This window comes from Actinophytocola sp., from assembly GCF_050699935.1.
Taxonomy (GTDB): Bacteria; Actinomycetota; Actinomycetes; order Mycobacteriales; family Pseudonocardiaceae; genus Actinophytocola.
In genome coordinates this window covers 1-18626 of the sequence record NZ_JBOHGB010000141.1, presented here as the reverse complement: position 1 = coordinate 18626, position 18626 = coordinate 1, and the positions used below count along the sequence as shown (strand labels likewise).

The window sequence follows — 18626 nt, the reverse complement described above, 5'->3', positions numbered from 1 at the left end:
CGCCTGGGGAGGGCCGGGCGCCCGGGCGCCCGCCCCGGGAGTCGGGTGAGGCGCCTGGGCGGGCGCCGCCGGAGTCGGGTGAGGTGCCGGGGAACGCGCCTGAGGCGTCGGGTGTCCGCGGGCGGCCATGCGTCGGTTCGGGCGAGCGGAATGCCCCCGGTCCCCGTCCGTTGCCGGGGAAGCCGCCACGGCCGGGGTTGCTCGGTTCCGGTGACGCGCCCGGGAAGGGGCCCGCGCCAGCCGATCCTGGCCCGGCGCCGGGGCGGCCGTTCAAGCGCTCGGCCGTCGGGCCGGGGAACGCACCGGGGGAATCCGGCGTGGAGCGTGGGAACGGGTCGTGGCCGGTCGAGTCGAGCGAGGCGCCGGCGCTCATCGGCCGCTGCGGGGCGTCCGGGCGGGAGGCACCTGGGTGGGCCGAGTTGGGGATTCGGCGCCCGCCACCGGAGTCCGGTGCGGTGCCGGGGAACGCACCCGAGTCCGGCGCGCCGCCGGGGAAGCCGTGCGGGCCTTGCGGCGACTGTGCTCCCGCCGCGCCGGACACCACCCGCGAGCCGCCGGCCGGGCCCAACGCCGGGCGTGCGGCCTCGGACCTGGTCGGCCCGTCGTCGCGCTGGGAGATTCGGTGTGTCGCGTCCTCGGGAGTGGCCGGGCGGGGCGGCGACGCGGACCGGGTGCGGGACGCCCGCGCCCCGATCGTCTCCGCGGCCGGCTCCGCGGCCGGCAAGAAGGGCGATCCGGAGCGCGCTCCCGACGACGCCGGGGACGGCTCCGGATCCGGCGGCGGCAGTTGCCACGCCGACGCCGAGTCCAGCTTCGAGCGCCGCGCCGGGGGTGGGGCGTCCGACGCCGGGTCCCGCTCCGGGCGGCCGCCGACCCGCGCCGGGCCGTCCGACAGCGCGGGCGCCTCGAGGGCCGGCACGTCGATGGACTCCGAGTCCGGCCTGGCGTGCGCGCCGTTGACCTCCGGCTCGGGCTCCTCACGGGCCGACGCCGCGGGTGGCAGGGCGGGCCGCTCGACCGGCGCGTGGACGTCGGTGTGCTCATTCGGTCCCGGACCGCTCGGCTTGAACGGCGGGAGCTCTGCGAACGCCGGGTCGATGCGTGCCGAGCCGATCGTCCGGTGTGCCCATTCGCGGGCGCGGGCCAGCGGGTGGTCCGGGAACTTGCCGTCCCACCGCTCCTCGTCGCCGACGTGCCACGGCAGCCGGCCCTCGAGAGCGGGCGCGTACGGGTGCGGCCGCACGAACGCCTCCGGCCCGACCTGCGCGATCACGGCCGACTCTCGCAGGCCGGTCGTATCGCCCTCGGCGCACTGGATCCGCAGCACGACCGAGCAGGTGGCCTTCGGGACGGTGAACGCGGCGATGAACGCCTGCCCGGACTCGCGGTCCGGGATCGGCAGCTTCAGCACCTGAAGCAGGGTGGGCACCGAGTCGATCGTGACGACGTGTGCCTGGATGAGCGCACCGACCTCCGCCGTCTCGAGGGCGAGACGGTGGCGCAGGAGCGGCAGGTTGTCGAGCGGCGCGGGTAGGTCCGGGACCAGATCGATGTAGGTCAGGCTGACCTGGTCCCCGGTCCGTGGACAAAACCACGTGCGCTCGTCGTACTGCTCCATCCCGGAGGTGTCGAATGCGACAGGCACAGCCCAGAGTGTAGGGGCGGTTACCCCCCTCGGGGGCGCTCGTAGACTGGCCGCAACCGGCCGAGATGTCTCAGCTGCCCGTAACGGCGGCAAGAAACCGAGGTGACCAGCGGTGACCAACCACGCGAGCCTGCTCGAGTCCCTGCAAGGCCCGGCCGACCTCAAGCGGCTGAGCACCGAGGACCTCGCCCGGCTCGCCGCGGAGATCCGCCAGTTCCTCGTCGACAAGGTCACCACCACCGGCGGCCACCTCGGCCCGAACCTCGGCGTCGTCGAGTTGACCATGGCCATTCACCGGGTGTTCGACTCGCCGCGCGACGCCATCGTCTTCGACGTCGGCCACCAGGCCTACGTGCACAAGGTCGTGACCGGGCGCAAGGCGGAGTTCGACTCGCTGCGCCAGCAGGACGGGCTCTCCGGCTACCCGTGTCAGGGGGAGAGCGAGCACGACCTGGTCGAGAACAGCCACGCGTCGACCGCGCTGTCGTACGCGGACGGCCTGGCCAAGGCGTTCGCGCTGCGCGGCGAGCGCCGGCACGTGGTCGCGGTCGTCGGCGACGGCGCGCTGACCGGCGGTATGTGCTGGGAGGCGCTCAACAACATCGCGGCCGGCACCGACCGGCCGATGGTCATCGTCGTCAACGACAACGGCCGCTCCTACTCGCCGACGATTGGCGGGCTGGCCGACCACCTCGCGTCGCTGCGGCTGTCGCCGGGCTACGAGCGTGCGCTCGAGGAGGGCAAGCGGATGCTGCAGGGCACGCCGGTCGTCGGCAAGCCGCTGTACGCCGCGCTGCACGCCGCCAAGCGCGGTATCAAGGACGCGATCAGCCCGCAGATGATGTTCGAGGATCTCGGCCTGAAGTACTTCGGCCCGGTCGACGGACACGACTTCGTCGCGCTGGAGGCGGCGCTGCGCCGCGCGAAGGAGTTCGGCGGGCCGGTCATCGTGCACGCCGCCACCTGCAAGGGGCGCGGCTTCCCGCTGGCCGAGAACGACGAAGTCGACCAGATGCACCAGACCGACCCGATCGACCCCGTCACCGGCCGGCCGACGAGCACGAAGAGCGCGACGTGGACGTCGGTGTTCGCGCAGGAGATGGTGCGCATCGGCGAGCACCGGCCCGACGTCGTCGCCATTACCGCGGCGATGTTGCGGTCCGCGGGCCTCGCGCCGTTCGCCGAGGCGTACCCGGACCGCTGGTTCGACGTCGGCATCGCCGAGCAGCACGCGATCACCTCGGCGGCGGGGCTCGCGATGGGCGGGCTGCACCCGGTGGTCGCGATCTACTCGACGTTCCTCAACCGGGCCTTCGACCAGATGCTGATGGACGTCGCGCTGCACCGGCTGCCGGTCACGGTCGTGCTCGATCGCGCGGGCATCACCGGGCCGGACGGTGCGTCGCACCACGGCATGTGGGACCTGTCGATCCTCGGCGCGGTCCCGGGCATCCGGATCGCCGCGCCGCGCGACGCGGGCACGCTGTCCGAGGAGCTCGGTGAGGCCATCGCGGTGTCCGACGGGCCGACCGCGCTGCGCTTCCCGAAGGCCGCGGTCGGCGCCGACGTCACCGCGCTGGAGCGACTCGGCACGGTGGACGTGCTGCGGCGGCCGGCCGGCGACCGGCACGTGCTGCTGGTGACGGTGGGCGCGTTCGCCGAGCTCGGTCTCGCGGCCGCGGACCGGCTCGAGGACCAGGGCATCGGGGTCACCGTCGCCGACCCGCGGTGGGTCACGCCGGTGCCGCCGCAGCTCGTCGAGCTGGCGGCGTCGCACCGGCTGGTCGTGACCGTGGAGGACGGCGGGCGGCACGGCGGCTTCGGCTGGTCGCTCGCCGCGGCACTGCGCGACGCCGGTGTGGAGACCCCGTTGCGTGATCTCGGGATCCCGCAGGAGTTCCACGGCCATGGCACGCGCGCCGAGGTGCTGGTCCGGCTGGGTCTGACCGCGCAACAGGTGGCCCGCAAGGTGACCGAGTGGACGGTCGACCGCATCGGCGAGCCCGAGCCCGGTCAGCGCGTGCGTCCGGAGCGCTGACCCCTTCGGCCCCGGAATTCGGCGTGCGTGCCTGGTACCCGGTTCGCGCCGGCCCATGACGTGGGTCCAAGCCGAGTCCGATTGAATGGTCCATTCAATCGGCCCGGGGTCCCCCCGATTTCCACTCTATCGGCGCGCACTGACAAGAACCACGCCCGAACTGTCCCCTGTGGACAAGTCGGACGCGCGGGGGCCCCCGCTTTCCAGTCTACCGGCGAGGGCCGACGTTTCCGTCTGTGCGGATCTCGCCTGTGGACAACTGGATTCTGTCCACGGGCGACGTCCCCGGGGCAGCCCGAATCGTCAGGGGACGGTGGATTCCAGGGGGTCGTTGCGACACCCTTCTGATGAGTTGGTGTTTGTGGTGGGCCGGTTGCCGCGGGTTGTGCAGGTGCGGGTGGTGATGTGTGCCTCGTGGGCGGTGGGTGTGTCGCCGCGGACCGGGTTGCGGTGGTTCGCCGAGGCTGTGGGGTAATCGGTAACGCGCTCGGTCTGGTGCGGGACGAGAGCGTGCGGGCGATCGCGCGGCGGGCGAAGACAGCCAAGCTCGCCCCGGCCACTCATATGGGGTTGCGGAAGTGGGTGCGGGCGCGGCTTGAGCGGTGGTGGTCACCGGCGCGGATCTCGACCAGGCTGGCGATCGAGGTTCCCGACCGGCCGGAGCTGCGGGTGTCGCACGAGACGCTAATGCGGGTGGGTGTCACAGATTTCCGGGTGTTGGCCGGAACTGTCGGTGCTCGTCGCTACGCTCTCTTTTCGTCACAGCGAGCCTTCCCCGCGTGCTACTCGGTGGCGCCGGGGTCGCCGAGCGCGAGCTTGCCCGCGTAGGTCAGCGTGGCCTCCGGGGTGAGCGGGTGGAACGTCCCCGCCCGCACGTCGCGGTACGCACGCTCCATGCCGAAGCGCTTGAAGAACGAGCGCCCGCCCATGACCTCCATCGCGAGGTTGACCACCTCGATCGCCTCGGTGACCGCCTGGCGCTTCGCCAGCATCACGGTCGCGAGCGCCTCCGGGGTCGCCGTGTAGTCCTTGCCCAGCTCCTCGAGCGAACCCATCAGCGCCCACCACGCCCCGCGCAGCTTCGCGTCCATCAGCCCGATCTGCCGGTGCACCCGCGGCACGTCCGCCATCGACCTCGGCCCGCGAGTGCCGGCCGACGCGGCGGCGACGGCCATGTCCCGGGCGCCGGCCGCGATGCCGAAGTACGTCGCGCCGCCGATTGGTGCGAAGTGGACGGTCGCGGCGAGCAGCGGCGCGCCCAGCTCGCCGTACGGACGGTGCCCGGCGATCTTGTCGGCCCGTACCGCCAAGTCGGTGAGCACCACGTCATGTGAAGCGGTGCCGCGCATGCCCAGCGTGTCCCAGGTTTCCTCGAGTCGGACCCCGGGGGCGGACATCGGCACGCTGAAGTGCATGACGTCCGCGTCGGCGCCGGGCTCGCCGAGCACCGCGCACGTCGCCACGACGGTCGCGGCCGGCGACTGGCTGCAGAACGTCTTGCGCCCGCTGACCAGGTAGCCGGTGTCGGTGGGAACCGCCGTGGTCGTCGGCCACAGCCAGTCCGAGCCGCCGCTCGTCGCGATCACGATGCCCTCGGCGGCGATCCGGCGCAGCACCGCCTCGGCGTCCGGCGCACCTTTGCGCCAGCGATAGGACTGCACGAGCGTCAGGTAGGTGTGCATGGCGACCGACAGCGCCGTAGCGCCGTCGTGGCGGGCCAGCTCGGCCTGGGCGTAGCAGGCCTGGCGCATCGTCGCGCCGAGGCCGCCGAGCTCCTCGGGCACCGTCAGGGCCAGGTAGCCGTGCTCGCGCATGGCGTCGTAGGCCTCGGAAACGAACGTGGCATCGCGGTCGTGCTCGGCCGCGTGCTCGGCGGCGACCGCCCCGACCCGGGCGGCGAGGTCCACGAACTGAGCGTCGTCGGTTCGTAACGGTCTAGGAAACGTACTGGTTGAGCGGGTTTGAGCGATTGTCATGGACAGGACGCTAAGAACCGCTGCGTCCGCGTAGAAGTACAGAAACTGAACCTGGAGCGGTGATGCGGCCCTACGCCCAGTACTGCCCGGTGGTCCGGGCCGTCGAGGTTCTCGGTGACCGATGGACGCTGCTGATCGTGCGGGACATGCTCGTCGGTGCCACCCGATTCAACGAGCTGTCCCGTGGCCTGCCCGGCCTGTCCCGCGCGCTGCTGTCGCGGCGGCTGCGCCAGCTGCGCAACGCCGGCCTCGTGGTACGCACCGACGACGGCTACGCGCTGACACGCGCCGGCGAGGACCTGCGCCCGCTCGTGTTCGGCCTGGCCGAATGGGGTGCCCGGTACGCGTTCGGCGACCCGCGGCCCGAGGAGCTCGACCCGGAGGTGCTGATGTGGTGGATGCACGGCCGCATCGACACCAGCGACATCGACCGGCGCGTGGTGATCCAGGTGGAGGTCGTCGACCGGTCCCGCAAGTACTGGCTCGTCCTCGAACCGGGCGACGCGTCGGTCTGCTACACCGACCCGGGCTTCGACATCGACGCCGTGCTCGCCGCCGACCTGCCGACCCTCTACCGCATGTGGCTGGGCGAGATCGAGCTGCTCGACGCGGTCCGCGCCGGATCGATCGGCCTGACCGGCGCCCGCTGGATCGTCCGTGGCCTGCCGTCCTGGCTGCGGCTGAGCCCGATCGCCGAGAACGTGCGGGCAGCGCGCCGGTAGCGTGGCCGCGATGAACGGGGGCGACCGGATCGCGCGCGCCGCCGACCTGTACCGGACACTCGGGGACGACGCCGGCCGGGTCGCCGAGGCACGCGAGTTGCTCGCCGAGCCCGCGCGCCTGCGCCGGGAGCTCGGCTTCCTGCCGGGTGTCGCCGCGAACCTGGTCGGGCGCCCACCTCGCGGCGGAGTCGGGTGAGCGCGACGAGGCGCCGGCGAACCTGGCCGAGGCGGAGTCGCTCGCCCGGGAGAGCGGTGCGCACGGCGTCCTGCGCTGGGCCGACGAGGCGCGCTCGCGGCTGTGGGTACCGTTGAGCCGTGCGGATTTTGATCGTCGAGGACGAGGAACCCCTGGCCGAGGCCGTCGCCAGGGGGTTGCGTCGGGAAGGGATGGCCGTCGACGTCGCGCTCGAAGGGAACGAGGGGCACGAGAAGGCCACCGTCACCCGCTACGACGTCGTCGTGCTCGACCGGGACCTGCCGGGCATGTCCGGTGACGAGCTGTGCCGGGAGATCGTCGCCTCCGGGCAGCTGACCCGGGTGCTCATGCTGACCGCGTCCGGCTCGGTCGCCGACCGGGTCGAGGGGCTCTCCCTCGGCGCCGACGACTACCTCGCCAAGCCGTTCGCGTTCGACGAGCTCGTCGCGCGCGTGCGGGCGCTCGCCCGCCGGTCCACTCCGGTCACGCCGCCGGTGCTGCGCGCCGGTGACCTCGAGCTCGACCCGGCCCGCCGCACGGTGACCCGCGCCGCGCGGCCGGTCGAGCTCACCCGCAAGGAGTTCGGCGTCCTGGAGGTGCTGCTCGCCGCGTCCGGCTCGGTCGTCAGCAGCGAGGAGTTGCTGGAGCGGGTGTGGGACGAGCACGCCGACCCGTTCACCACGACCGTCCGGGTCACCGTGATGACGCTGCGCAAGAAGCTGGGGGAGCCCGGGATCATCGACACGGTCGTCGGTTCCGGGTACCGGGTCCCCGCCGCCGGCGCGCCGGCCGGTTCGGCGTCGCCGGACGCCGAGTCCGGGTGAGCGGGCCTGCGAGCGAGCCGATGTCACAGGGCGAGTGGCCGGGCCGAGCCTGCGAGGCGTGGTTTGTGAGCGGAGCTTGCGGAGTGAACCGTTCGATACAGGGCGACCGCGAGCGGCCGGGCCGAGCCTGCGAGGCGTGGTTTGTGAGCGGAGCTTGCGGAGTGAACCATTCGATACAGGGCGACCGCGAGCGGCCGGGCCGAGCCTGCGAGGCGCGGTCGTGAGCAGTCCCCGGCGTGGTCCAGGCTTGCGCGGCCGGATCGCGCTGCTCGCCACGGCGCTGGTCGCGCTGGTCGCCGCGCTGCTGCTGTGGCTCGGCTGGATGCTGGCGGGCAACGCGGTCACGACGCCGAGCCTGCCGGCCGGCACCACGATCGTCGTCGACGGCGTGCCGGTGAAGGCCGAGAAGCTCGCCGAGGTCCTGCGCGACAACGCCCGGCTGAGGGTGCTCGTCGCGGGGTCGATCGCGTTCGTCTGCGTGGTGTTCGCGACCGCGCTGCTGGCGTGGACGTTCACCGACCGGGTCCTCAAGCCGCTGCGTGACGTCACCGGCACCGCGCGCCGCCTGTCCGCCGAGTCGCTCGGCGAGCGGATCGCCCTGCGCGGCCCGCGCGACGAGGTCGCCGAGCTCGCCGACACGTTCGACGCGATGCTCGACCGCCTGCAGGCGACGTTCTCCGCGCAGCGCCAGTTCGTCGCGAACGCCTCGCACGAGCTGCGCACCCCGCTGTCGGTGATCCGCACCGAGCTGGACGTCACGCTGTCCGACCCGAACGCCGACGTCGAGGAGCTGCGCCGGATGGCCGGCGTGGTGCGCGAGGCGACGCTGCGCGCCGGGCACCTGGTGGAGGCGTTGCTGCTGCTCGCGCGCACCGACGGCATGGGCCTCGGGCTGGTCGAGCCGGTCGACCTGGCGGCCGTCGTGGACCGGGCGTGGCGGCCGATCTCCGCCGCCGCGGAGAAGCGGGGCCTGTCCACGACCTTCCACACCGGACCCACGCCCGCCGCGGGGGATCCGGCGCTGCTCGAGCGGGTCGCCGGCAACCTGCTCGAGAACGCCGTGCGGCACAACGTCGACGGCGGCTGGATCGACGTGTGGACCGGGATCTCGCCGAAGTGGGTGAGCCTGCGGGTGAGCTCGTCCGGCGCGGTCGTGGATCCCGAGCGGGTGGAGGAGCTGTTCGAGTCGTTCCGGCGCGGCGGCGTGGACCGGACCGCGCACTCGGGGACCGGGCTCGGGCTGGCGATCGTGCGCGCGGTCGTGCTCGCGCACCGTGGGACCGTGGAGGCGGAGGTCGTGCCGGGCGGCGGGCTGACGGTGATCGTGCACCTGCCGATGCGCTGAACCGCTCCGCGGGCTACGAAGGTCCGACGTTCAGCCGGCGGGCGAGCGCGATCGCATCGCCGGGCGCCCGCACATTCGCGTCGTTGTCGAAGTACGCATACGCGTCAACGCCCTGCGCCGTCCAGTCGCGGATCCGTTCGGCCCACGCGTCCAGCGCCTCGTCGGTGTACCCGCTGACATAGAGCTCGGTACTGCCGTGCAGCCGGACGTACGCGAAGTCGGCCGTCACGTCCTCCAGGTACGGCCATTCGGCCGCGGCGTCCGCGATCACCAGGCCGATGCCGTGCGCCCGCAGCACCTCGGGGAACGCCGGGTCGGTGAAGCTCGCGTGGCGCACCTCCAGCGCGTGCCGCAGTGGCCGGTCCGTGTCGGTCACCGTCCACGCCCGGCCGGCGAGGCGCTCGTCGTGCCGGCCGGCCAGCTCGGCGGCCGTCGACGTCGTGCGTGGGAGCAGGGCGAAGAACGCCGCGAGCAGTTCCCCGTCGAACCCGAGCGTCGGCGGTAGCTGCCACAGCACCGGGCCGAGCTTGGGGCCGAGCGCGAGCACGCCCGAGGCGAAGAAGTTCGCGAGCGGCGCGTCGACGTCCCGCAGCCGTTTCAGGTGCGTGATGAACCGGCCGCCCTTGACGGCGAACACGAAGTCGTCCGGCGTCTGCTCGCGCCACGACAGGTAGCTCGACGGGCGCTGCAGCGCGTAGAAGGAGCCGTTGATCTCGACGGAGTTGACCTGCCTCGACAGGTACTCGAGCTCGCGGCGGTGCGCGAGCTTCGGCGGGTAGAACTTCCCGCGCCACGGCGGGTAGACCCAGCCCGAGGTGCCGATCCGGACCCGACCGGCCACGGGAGTCAGCCGGTGCCGTTGAGCGCCGTGGACAGCGCGTCGACCGTGAGCGAGATCTGCCACTCGCGGGCCCCGCCGGCCCGCAGCGCGTCCGCGACCGAGCCGGCCGACAACAACTCGGGCGGGCGCCAGCAGGTACGGCGCACGAGGTCCGGCTGCAGGAGGTTCTCGATCGGCAGCCGGTTCTCCTCGGCGATCGTCGCGAGCGAGGCGCGAACCGCGGACAGCCGCGCGGCCGCCGCCGGGTCGCGGTCCGCCCAGCGGTTCGGCGGCGGCGGGCCGTCGTGCGGCGGCGACGGGTCGGGCAGCTCGCTCTTCGGCAGCCGGGCCGCCTCGCGCAGCGCCCGCACCCACGTGTCGGCGATCCGCCGTTGCGAGCGGCCGCGGAACACCGGCAGCTGCAGCAGGCCGACCTCGTCGTCGGGTGCGGCGATGGCCGCCTGCACGATCGAGCTGTCCGGCAGCACGCGGCCGGGCGCGATGTCGCGCTGCCGGGCCAGCGAGTCGCGGGTCTCCCAGATCGACCGGACGGCGGCGAGCCCGCGCGGGGTGCGGACCCGGTGAATGCCCGAGGTACGCCGCCACGGCTCGGCGCGCGGCGGCGGGGGTGGGGCGACGCGCAGCGCCTCGAACTCCTCGAGCGCCCACTCGAGCTTGCCCTGGCTGGCGAGCTCGTGCTCGAGCACGTTGCGCAATGGGACCAGCAGCTCGACGTCGAGTGCGGCGTAGTCCAGCCAGTCCTGGGGCAGCGGCCGGCGCGACCAGTCGGCGGCGCCGTGGCCCTTCTCCAGCCGGTAGCCGAGCAGCAGCTCCACGAGCGTGCCAAGGGCGACCCGCTCGAAGCCCGCGAGCCGGCCGGCGAGCTCGGTGTCGAACAGCCGCCGCGGGCGAAGTCCCAGCTCGGCGAGGCACGGGAGGTCCTGGGAGGCCGCGTGCAGTACCCACTCGGTGTCCGAGAGAGCGTCGATGAACGGGTCGATTCGGTCGTTCAGTGCTACGGGGTCGACGAGCACGGTGCCCGCGCCCTCGCGGCGCACCTGCACCAGGTAGGCCCGTTGGGAGTAGCGGTAGCCGGAGGCACGCTCGGTGTCCACCGCGACTGGTCCGTGGCCAACGGCCAGTGCGTCCGAAGCCTCCTTGAGCGCCTCGAACGACTCGACCACGGCCGGTGTGCCCTCAGCTGGTTTCGTCAGCAAGACCGGCTCTGGTCGTGCCTCCTCGTCAGTTCCCGTCCCCGATTCACCCACGGCGGATGACCATACGGGACGAGGGCGCACGCTGTGCGCCTAACAAGGTGTAATGCGTCGAACACCGGTGGATCGGGGAGCGCACTGTGCCCCGCGCCCCGATCCACCGAGTGTCAGATCAACGAATCACGCCGGCCCGCATGGCCAGCGCGACCATCTGTGCCCGGTCGCCGGTGCCCAACTTCCGGCCGATCCGCGAAAGGTGGCTCTTCACCGTCAAAGCGGAGAGGTTGAGCCCCTCACCGATCTCTTTGTTGGACTGACCGTCCGCGACCAGCTGGAGTACCTCGACCTCGCGAGCGGACAGCTCGCGCGGGGTGTTGTCGGTGCCAGGGACCCGCGTGCCCGTGGCGAGGATGGGCGCGACGCTCGGGTCGGCGTACACGCCGCCCTCGAGCACCCGCCGGACCCCGTCGGTCACGACTACCGGCGAGGCCGACTTCAGCAGGTAGGCCTGGGCCCCTGCCTGGAAGGCCGAACGCACGGCGTACGGATCGTCTGACGACGCCAGCACCACGATCCGCGGCCAGCCATGGCCACGAAGCTCGGTCACCAGCTCGATACCACTGCCGTCCGGCAGTCCGAGGTCCAGAATCGCCAGGTCACATGGCCCGGTGGCCAGCGCCCTCGCCCTTGCCTCGGCCACCGTGGCAGCCTCGTGAACGGTACCCGCGCCCATCTGGGTCAACCGGGCAGCTATCGCCTCCCTTAACAACGGATGGTCATCGACCACCAGCACCGAGAACAGCTCTTCCCGCGGGTGCGGGACCATGTTCGCCGGCAACACGCCGGCTGGCGTGGTTCGAACGGCCTGACCTAAGCCGACGGCAGCCACGTCACTACCTCCCTGGAGTCGGTCGTGCCCCCCGACCTACACCGGGACCTTCGGCCAAACAGCCGCGCCGCCATTGGACCGAAAGTGGTGTCGACGAAGGCAGCCTAGCCCCCCAAGCGGGTTAGCGGGATGATCAATTCGTTATCTATCCAATCGAGACATCACTCCGCCGTGTGGACGTAACACGATCGGGTGATGCTTGGTTGGTGACGTAACGCGCAAGGACCGATACACGATGAAACGAGGTCGCGGTAGTGGAGATCCGGGAGTTGGAGCGCGCCAGAGCGTTGCTCAGGTCCACCCCTCTGGTCGATGGACACAACGATCTACCTTGGGCGTTGCGGTCCGCACCAGGCGTCGACGCCTCCCGAGCGGACGGTTTCGGGCTCGACCTGAGCCAGACTCAGTCGCAATTGCACACGGACATCCCGCGTCTTCGAGCCGGTGGACTGGGCATGCAGTTCTGGTCTGTGTACGTGCCATGCCGCCTTGTGGGTGACGAGGCGGTGGCCGCTGTGGTGCAGCAGTGCGAACTCGTCCACACCTTAGTTGGTAAATATTCGGCGCATTTGCAAATCGCTTCGACCGCCGCAGATGCCCGTTCGGCCTTCGCGGCGGGCCGGATCGCGTCGATGCTCGGTGCCGAGGGTGGGCACAGCATCAACTCCTCCCTGGGAGTGTTGCGCGCCCTGCACCGGCTCGGGGTCCGGTACCTGACGCTCACGCACAACGAGAACGTGCCGTGGGCCGACTCCGCGACCGACGAGCCCGCCGTCGGTGGGCTCACCGACTTCGGCCGGGAGGTGGTGGCGGAGATGAACCGCATCGGCATGCTGGTCGACCTCTCGCACGTCGCGGCGACCACGATGCACGCCGCGCTCGACTGCACCACGGCACCGGTGATCTTCAGCCACTCCTCTTGCCGAGCGGTCACCGACCATCCCCGAAACGTTCCCGACGACGTGCTGTCCCGCCTCGCGGGCAACGGCGGCGTCTGCATGGTGACGTTCGTGCCGAACTTCGTGTCGAACGCCCTCGTCGAGTGGGACAAGGTGTTGCAGGACGCGATGGCGGCCGCCGGCGCGAATCACCGGGACCTGGAGGAGCGGTCGCGATTCCAGGAGGGATGGGCGGGCCCGCCCAGACCACCGGTGGGGATCGACGAGGTCGTCGCGCACGTGGAGCACGCACGCGAGGTCGCCGGGATCGACCACATCGGCATCGGCGGTGACTACGACGGCGTCGGCCACCTCCCCGAGGGGCTGGAGGACGTCAGCTGCTACCCGGTGCTGTTCGCGGCACTGCTGGACCGCGGGTGGAGCGAGAAGGACTGCGCCAAGCTCGCGGGCGAGAACGTGCTGCGTGCCCTGGAGGCGGCCGAAGAGATCGCGCGCGGCTAGGTGCCTTTCCGTGGATGATCGCGTGAAGTCCCGGACCAACCAACGGAACCTCAGGGGACCGTGACGGCACCTAGCCACAATCCACCGGATATCCGCCCCGTTCGCTGGGTCGCAACCAACACTTTTGATTCCGGGGAGGCGGACCAGGGAGGCGGACAACTAGCCCTGGCGCTGGGAGAACATGGTGACGCCTACCGGCGGCAGCCCGACGACGCTCGCCATCAGATCGCAGAACGCCTCGCCGTGCGGCGCCAGGTCCGCGCCGAGTGGGGTCCACGACGCCCGCAGCTCGAGGTCGTCGGTCCGCTCGGGCCCCGAGATGTCGCCGAACCGGGCCGACGACGTGTCGGTCACCGTGCCGCCCAGCGCCGTGTGCCGGGCACCCGTCGCGGTGAGCGCGTCGGTCAGCCACGACCAGCCCACGGTCGGCAGCAGCGGGTCGTCCGCCAACTCCGCGTCCAGCTCGGCACGCACGTAGGCGACCACCCGCAGCACCCCGTCCCAGGCCTCCTGGCCCTCCGGGTCGTGCAGCAGGATCAGCCGCCCGGTGGCGAGCACGTCCGCCGGACCGTTGACCTCCGCGGTGATCGCGAACGCCCACGGTGCCAGGCGTTGCGGCGGGCGAACGACGCCGAGCTGCAGCTCGGGCCGCGGGCGCAGCGACTTCAGCGCCTCGACGGCCTGAGTGAACAGTTCAGGCGCTGCCGACGTCTTGGTCACGACTCGTAACTGTAGGACCACCCGAGTTGGTGAGGCGTGACGGCGCGCCGTGCGGGCCTTCGAGTTCGCGCGCACGGACCGTGGCACGGACAGAACCGTCAGACCCCCGTGGCACGATTCCTCTTGCTATGACTCCCATGTCTGACACCGCCCCGCGAACGTCCACCGCACCCCTGCTGGTGGCCGCCGCCGGCGGAACGCCCGCCCATCCGCCGGTCTGGTTCATGCGCCAGGCCGGTCGGTCGCTGCCCGAGTACCGCGAGATTCGCGAGGGCATCCCGATGCTGGAGGCCTGCTTCACGCCCGAGCTCGTCCGCGAGATCACGATGCAGCCGGTGCGCCGGCACGGCGTCGACGCGGCCATCCTCTTCTCCGACATCGTGGTGCCGCTCGTGGCCGCCGGCATCGGCGTCGACATCGTGCCCGGCACCGGGCCGGTCGTGGCCGAGCCCGTGCGCACGCGCGAGTCGGTCGAGGCGTTACCCCTGCTGGCGCCGGACGGGCTCGACCCGGTGGCCGAGGCGATCCGGCTGCTGCGGGCCGAGCTGGGAGAGACCCCGCTGATCGGGTTCGCGGGCGCGCCGTTCACGCTCGCCTCGTACCTCATCGAGGGCGGGCCCAGCCGGCACCACGAGCGCACCAAGGCGCTCATGTACTCCGACCCCGCCACGTGGCACGCGCTGCTCGGCGCGCTGGCCACGATCACGACCACGTTCCTCACCGTGCAGGTCGCGGCCGGAGTGCAGGCCGTGCAGCTGTTCGACTCGTGGGCCGGCGCGCTGTCCGAGCGGGACTACCGCGAGTTCGTCCAGCCCCACTCCGCACGCGTGCTCGGCGCGGTCCACGGCGTGCCGAAGATCCACTTCGGGGTCGGCACGGCTGAGCTGCTGCCCGCCATGCGCGAGGCCGGTGCGGACGTGGTCGGCGTCGACTGGCGGCTCCCGCTCGACGAGGCGGTGCGCCGGCTCAGCCGGCCCGGCACGCCCGCGCCGGTGGTTCAGGGCAACCTCGACCCGGCCGCGCTGCTGGCCGACTTCGCGGTGGTGGAACGCGAGGTCCGGCGGATCGTCGAGGAGGGCCGGGCCGCGGGCGGGCACATCGTCAACCTCGGCCACGGCGTGCTGCCGAACACCGACCCGGAGGTGCTGACCAGGGTGGTCGAGCTGGTGCACAGCCTCACGCCATGAACGTCCCGATGAACGTCGTGAGCGGGAGTGAGGGAGCGTCCGCCGTCTGGACGCAGGTGCGCGCGCAGGCGCGAGGGACGAGTGCCGAGCACGTGACGAGGGAAGACGGCGGTCAAGCGACCGAGCGGAGCGAACCATGAACACAGTCGTCATCGGGGGAGGCATCGCCGGGCTGACCGCCGCGTACCGGCTGCGCACGCGACTCGGGCCGGAGGCGCGGATCACGCTGGTCGAGCAGGCCGGCCGGCTCGGCGGCAAGCTGCGCACGGTCGACCTGGCCGGCACACCCACGGACGTCGGCGCCGAGGCGTTCGTGTTGCGCAACCCGGCGGCCGTCGAGCTGGTCGAGGAGCTGGGCCTCACCGACCGCCTGATCCACCCGCGGCGCGCGGCGGCCACCGTCCGGGCCGCCGGGCGCACGGTCCCGCTGCCGCGGCGCACGTTCCTCGGCGTCCCGGCCGACCCGGAGGAGGTGCGGCCCGTCCTCAGTGACGCGGCCGCCGAGCGGGTCGCGGCCGAGTCCTCGCTGCCGCCGCTGGAGATCACCGACGACGCGCCGGTGGCCGACGTGCTGGCCGATCGGTTCGGCCGCGAGCTCGTCGACCGTCTGGTCGAGCCGCTGCTCGGTGGGGTCTACGCGGGCCGCGCCGATCGGCTCGGGCTGCGTGCCACCATGCCCGCCCTCGTCGACGCGCTCGGGCCGGCCGGCGGCTCGCTCACGGCGGCCGCGGCTCGCGTGCTCGGCGAGCCGGCCGCGGCGGACAAGCCGGTGTTCGGCGCGCTGCGTGGCGGGATGGCCGTGCTCGTCGACGAGCTCGCCCACCGCGCCCGGGCGGACACGAGGCTCGGCCGCCCGGTCCGCGAGCTCCGGCGCGGCACCGACGGCTGGCGGCTGGAGATCGGCAGCCCCGGCCGCGCCGAGGTCCTGCACGCCGACGCCGTCGTGCTCGCCGTGCCCCCACCCGCGGCCCGCCGGCTGCTCACCGACGCGGTCCCGGCGGCCGCCGCCGCGTACGCGGGCATCGAGGTCGGTTCGATGGCCGTGGTCAGCATGGTCCTGCCCGACGGCGTGCGGCTACCCGACACGAGTGGCGTGCTGCTCGCTGTCGGCGAGCGGCACGCGGACGGCACCCCGTTCACGGCCAAGGCGTTCACGCACACGAGCGTCAAGTGGGGCGGGGCCCCGGTCCGGGTGCGCGCGTCGATCGGACGAGTCGGCGATACCGAGCTGCTGCGCCGGGACGACGCCGACCTGCTCGACGCCGTCCGGGCCGACCTTCGCGAGCTGGCCGGGGTCGACGAAGCTCCGATCGAGGCGACGGTCACCAGATGGGGTGGAGGTCTGCCGCAGTACGGAGTCGGCCACACCGCGTCCGTGTCCGCGATCGAACGCGCCGTCGCCGAGGTCCCCGGACTCGCGGTCGCCGGCGCCGCGTTGCGCGGCGTCGGCATCCCGGCGTGTGTGGACAGTGCCCGCGCGGCCGCGGACCGTGTCACCCGGCACCTTCTGGCACATGCGGAGGGGAGGTAGTGGGACCATGGCGCCATGGCCCGCTTGAACTACGCCGAGCTGAACGACACCATCCGGTACACGATGTGGTCGGTGTTCCGTGCCGAGCCAGGTCGTCTCGGTGACGACCGCGGTCCGGTCGCCGCCGAGGCGAGTGAGTACCTCGACGCCCTGGAGGCCAAGGGGGTCGTCGTGCGCGGGGTGTACGACGTCGCGGGCCTTCGTGCCGACGCCGACTTCATGATCTGGTGGCACGCCGAGGAGATCGAGCAGCTGCAGTCGGCGTACGCCGGCTTCCGGCGCACCGCGCTCGGCACCGCCGTGAGTCCGGTGTGGAGCCAGGTCGCGCTGCACCGGCCGGCCGAGTTCAACAAAAGCCACCTGCCGGCCTTCCTCGCCGGCGAGCCCGCGCGCAAGTACGTGTGCGTGTACCCGTTCGTCCGGTCCTACGAGTGGTACCTGCTGCCCGACGAGGAGCGCCGCGCGATGCTCGCCGAGCACGGGCACATGGCGCGCGACTACCCGGACGTACGGGCCAACACCGTGGCGTCGTTCGCGCTCGGTGACTACGAGTGGATTCTCGCCTTCGAGGCCGACGAGCTGCACCGAATCGTCGACCTGATGCGGCATCTGCGTGGCAGCACGACGCGCCGACACGTGCGCGAAGAGGTGCCCTTCTACACCGGCACGAAGCTCGCCCCGGCCGAGCTGGTCGGGAACCTGCCCTGACGACCGTGCCGAGACAAGTGCTCGACGCGCTCTGGAAGGACATCGCCGGCACCGACACCACCGCCGGCCGGGTGACGTTCGAGGGTGACGGGCATCCGCTGCCCGGCCCGTACCGCGTGGCGGCGGCGGCCGCGGCGTGCGTCGCCGCGACCACGCTGGCGGCGGCGGACCTCGTCCAGGACCGGGGCGGCAGCGCGCCGCAGGTGAAGGTCCACATCGGACACGCCGCGGAGGCGTTCCGCAGCGAGGCGCACGTGAAGGTCGTCGGCGAGGAGCCGGGTGAGCTGTGGGCGTCGATGTCCGGCGACTACCGGGCGGCGGACGGCTGGGTGCGGCTGCACGCGAACTACCCGCACCACGCCGACGCGATCCTCCGCGAGCTCGGCACCGACGCGGACGGAGTGCGCGACGCGGTCGCCGGGCGCGGCGCGGTCGAGGTGGAGGAGGCGGTCCTCGCGGCCGGTGGCGCCGCCGCGGCGATGCGTGACCGCGAGAGCTGGCTGGCCGACGGCCCCGGCGGCGCGGTCCGCGCCGAGCCGCTGGCGGCGCTCGAGCGCGTCGGGGACGCCTCGCCACGACCGCTGCCGCCGCTGGACCGGGCACGGGCTGACCGGCTGCTCGCCGAGCAGGCACTGGCCGACCGCGCCGCACCGGGCCAGGAGCTGGCGGTGTGGGCGCTCGCGGAGCACGCGCTGGCCGGCGTCCGGGTGCTGGACCTGACCCACGTGATCGCCGGCCCCGTCGCCGCGCGCACCCTCGCCGCGCACGGGGCGGACGTGCTGCACGTGACCGACCCGAAGCGCCCCGTCCTCGAGCGCGTGGTCATGGACACCGGCTTCGGCAAGCGCTCCTGCCACATCGACCTCGACACCCCCGCCGGCCGCGAGACACTGTGCGGGCTCGCCGAGCGGGCCGACGTCTTCGTGCAGTCGTACCGGTCGGACTCCTTGGCACGCAAGGGTTTCGGGTTCGCGCAGCTGGTCGCGCTGAACCCCGGCATCGTCGTCGTCGACCTCGCGGCATACGGGCACACCGGGCCGTGGCGGGAACGCCGCGGGTTCGACAGCCTCGTCCAGCTGTCGTCGGGCATCGCGGCCCACGCGGGCCTGGACGAGCCGCGTCCGCTGCCCGTGCAGGCGCTGGACCACAGCACCGGCTGGCTCGCGGCCTTCGGCGTGCTCATCGCGCTGCGCCGGCGGGCCGTCGAGGGCGGCTCGTGGCACGTGAAGCTGTCGCTCGCGCGGACCGCCGAGTGGCTGCACGACCTCGGCCGCGACGACACCCCGCCCACGGCGGTAGACGTGCGGCCCTTCCTGGACGAGACGGACAGCGACTACGGCCGGCTGACCCACATCCGCGTGCCCGGCGCCTCGGTCGCGCTCACCGGCCCGCGCCGCCCCGGCCTCGACCC

The 18626-nt window shown here is 72.7% G+C and carries 15 protein-coding genes and 2 pseudogenes; 11 read left to right on the top strand and 6 right to left on the bottom strand.

Annotation, left to right across the window (positions count from 1 at the left end; all coding sequences use genetic code 11):
- Window positions 1-1645, bottom strand: a pseudogene (locus tag ACRDTB_RS30800) (hypothetical protein); the annotation flags it as partial.
- Window positions 1646-1757: 112 nt separating this feature from the next.
- Between ACRDTB_RS30800 and dxs the strand changes: the two are divergent.
- A complete protein-coding gene (gene dxs, locus ACRDTB_RS30795) occupies window positions 1758-3683 on the top strand; it encodes a 1-deoxy-D-xylulose-5-phosphate synthase (RefSeq protein ID WP_431435696.1) in 1926 nt (641 codons plus the stop codon).
- A gap of 403 nt (window positions 3684-4086) precedes the next feature.
- Window positions 4087-4370, top strand: a pseudogene (locus tag ACRDTB_RS30790) (hypothetical protein); the annotation flags it as partial.
- 95 nt (window positions 4371-4465) lie between these two features.
- Here the strand turns inward: ACRDTB_RS30790 and ACRDTB_RS30785 are convergent.
- On the bottom strand, window positions 4466-5590 hold the full coding sequence (locus ACRDTB_RS30785) for an acyl-CoA dehydrogenase family protein (protein WP_431435695.1): 1125 nt from the start codon (window positions 5588-5590) through the stop codon (window positions 4466-4468).
- A 131-nt stretch (window positions 5591-5721) separates the two neighbouring features.
- Here ACRDTB_RS30785 and ACRDTB_RS30780 point away from each other — a divergent pair, with 131 nt between their 5' ends.
- From ACRDTB_RS30780 to ACRDTB_RS30765, 4 genes are all read left to right on the top strand, one after another.
- Window positions 5722-6381 carry a winged helix-turn-helix transcriptional regulator gene (locus ACRDTB_RS30780; RefSeq protein WP_431435694.1) on the top strand — a complete coding sequence of 220 codons (660 nt, stop codon included), beginning with the start codon at window positions 5722-5724 and terminating at the stop codon, window positions 6379-6381.
- A gap of 10 nt (window positions 6382-6391) precedes the next feature.
- On the top strand, window positions 6392-6577 hold the full coding sequence (locus ACRDTB_RS30775; protein WP_431435693.1) for a hypothetical protein: 186 nt from the start codon (window positions 6392-6394) through the stop codon (window positions 6575-6577).
- 119 nt (window positions 6578-6696) lie between these two features.
- Complete coding sequence (locus ACRDTB_RS30770) at window positions 6697-7401, top strand: response regulator transcription factor (RefSeq protein WP_431435692.1); 705 nt, start codon at window positions 6697-6699, stop codon at window positions 7399-7401.
- Between the two features lie 220 nt (window positions 7402-7621).
- The gene (locus tag ACRDTB_RS30765) at window positions 7622-8746 is read left to right on the top strand and encodes a sensor histidine kinase (protein WP_431435691.1); all 1125 of its coding nucleotides are present in this window, start codon (window positions 7622-7624) and stop codon (window positions 8744-8746) included.
- 13 nt (window positions 8747-8759) lie between these two features.
- Here the strand turns inward: ACRDTB_RS30765 and ACRDTB_RS30760 are convergent, their stop codons facing one another.
- The 3 genes from ACRDTB_RS30760 to ACRDTB_RS30750 all read right to left on the bottom strand — a co-directional run bounded on the left by ACRDTB_RS30760 (window position 8760) and on the right by ACRDTB_RS30750 (window position 11669).
- A complete protein-coding gene (locus ACRDTB_RS30760; RefSeq protein WP_431435690.1) occupies window positions 8760-9587 on the bottom strand; it encodes a DUF72 domain-containing protein in 828 nt (275 codons plus the stop codon).
- 5 nt (window positions 9588-9592) lie between these two features.
- Window positions 9593-10834, bottom strand: a complete 1242-nt coding sequence (locus ACRDTB_RS30755; protein WP_431435689.1) for an HRDC domain-containing protein — start codon at window positions 10832-10834, stop codon at window positions 9593-9595.
- 118 nt (window positions 10835-10952) lie between these two features.
- A complete protein-coding gene (locus ACRDTB_RS30750; RefSeq protein WP_260191334.1) occupies window positions 10953-11669 on the bottom strand; it encodes a response regulator in 717 nt (238 codons plus the stop codon).
- Between the two features lie 260 nt (window positions 11670-11929).
- On the opposite strand from ACRDTB_RS30750, the gene ACRDTB_RS30745 reads away from it, so the two are divergent.
- On the top strand, window positions 11930-13069 hold the full coding sequence (locus ACRDTB_RS30745; RefSeq protein ID WP_431435697.1) for a dipeptidase: 1140 nt from the start codon (window positions 11930-11932) through the stop codon (window positions 13067-13069).
- A gap of 159 nt (window positions 13070-13228) precedes the next feature.
- Here the strand turns inward: ACRDTB_RS30745 and ACRDTB_RS30740 are convergent, their stop codons facing one another.
- Window positions 13229-13789, bottom strand: a complete 561-nt coding sequence (locus ACRDTB_RS30740) for a DUF3000 domain-containing protein (protein WP_431435687.1) — start codon at window positions 13787-13789, stop codon at window positions 13229-13231.
- Window positions 13790-13926: 137 nt separating this feature from the next.
- Between ACRDTB_RS30740 and hemE the strand changes: the two genes are divergently transcribed.
- The 4 genes from hemE to ACRDTB_RS30720 form a co-directional block, all read left to right on the top strand.
- Window positions 13927-14976 (top strand): uroporphyrinogen decarboxylase, encoded by a 1050-nt coding sequence (hemE, locus tag ACRDTB_RS30735; protein ID WP_431435685.1) that lies wholly within the window; start codon window positions 13927-13929, stop codon window positions 14974-14976.
- Window positions 14977-15112: 136 nt separating this feature from the next.
- Window positions 15113-16507: a protoporphyrinogen oxidase gene (hemG, locus tag ACRDTB_RS30730; RefSeq protein ID WP_431435684.1), complete on the top strand. Its 1395-nt coding sequence runs from the start codon at window positions 15113-15115 to the stop codon at window positions 16505-16507.
- 15 nt (window positions 16508-16522) lie between these two features.
- On the top strand, window positions 16523-17215 hold the full coding sequence (hemQ, locus tag ACRDTB_RS30725) for a hydrogen peroxide-dependent heme synthase (protein WP_431435683.1): 693 nt from the start codon (window positions 16523-16525) through the stop codon (window positions 17213-17215).
- Between the two features lie 5 nt (window positions 17216-17220).
- Window positions 17221-18626, top strand: a 1406-nt coding sequence (locus ACRDTB_RS30720) for a CoA transferase (RefSeq protein WP_431435682.1), incomplete at its 3' end; no start/stop codon positions are given.

What these genes read in the sequence shown, in the direction of transcription:
- ACRDTB_RS30780 (WP_431435694.1), top strand. Translation starts at nt 5,722, where the DNA reads ATGCGGCCCTACGCCCAGTACTGCCCGGTGGTCCGGGCCGTCGAGGTT.
- ACRDTB_RS30775 (WP_431435693.1), top strand. Translation starts at nt 6,392, where the DNA reads ATGAACGGGGGCGACCGGATCGCGCGCGCCGCCGACCTGTACCGGACA.
- hemE (WP_431435685.1), top strand. Translation starts at nt 13,927, where the DNA reads ATGTCTGACACCGCCCCGCGAACGTCCACCGCACCCCTGCTGGTGGCC.
- hemG (WP_431435684.1), top strand. Translation starts at nt 15,113, where the DNA reads ATGAACACAGTCGTCATCGGGGGAGGCATCGCCGGGCTGACCGCCGCG.
- hemQ (WP_431435683.1), top strand. Translation starts at nt 16,523, where the DNA reads ATGGCCCGCTTGAACTACGCCGAGCTGAACGACACCATCCGGTACACG.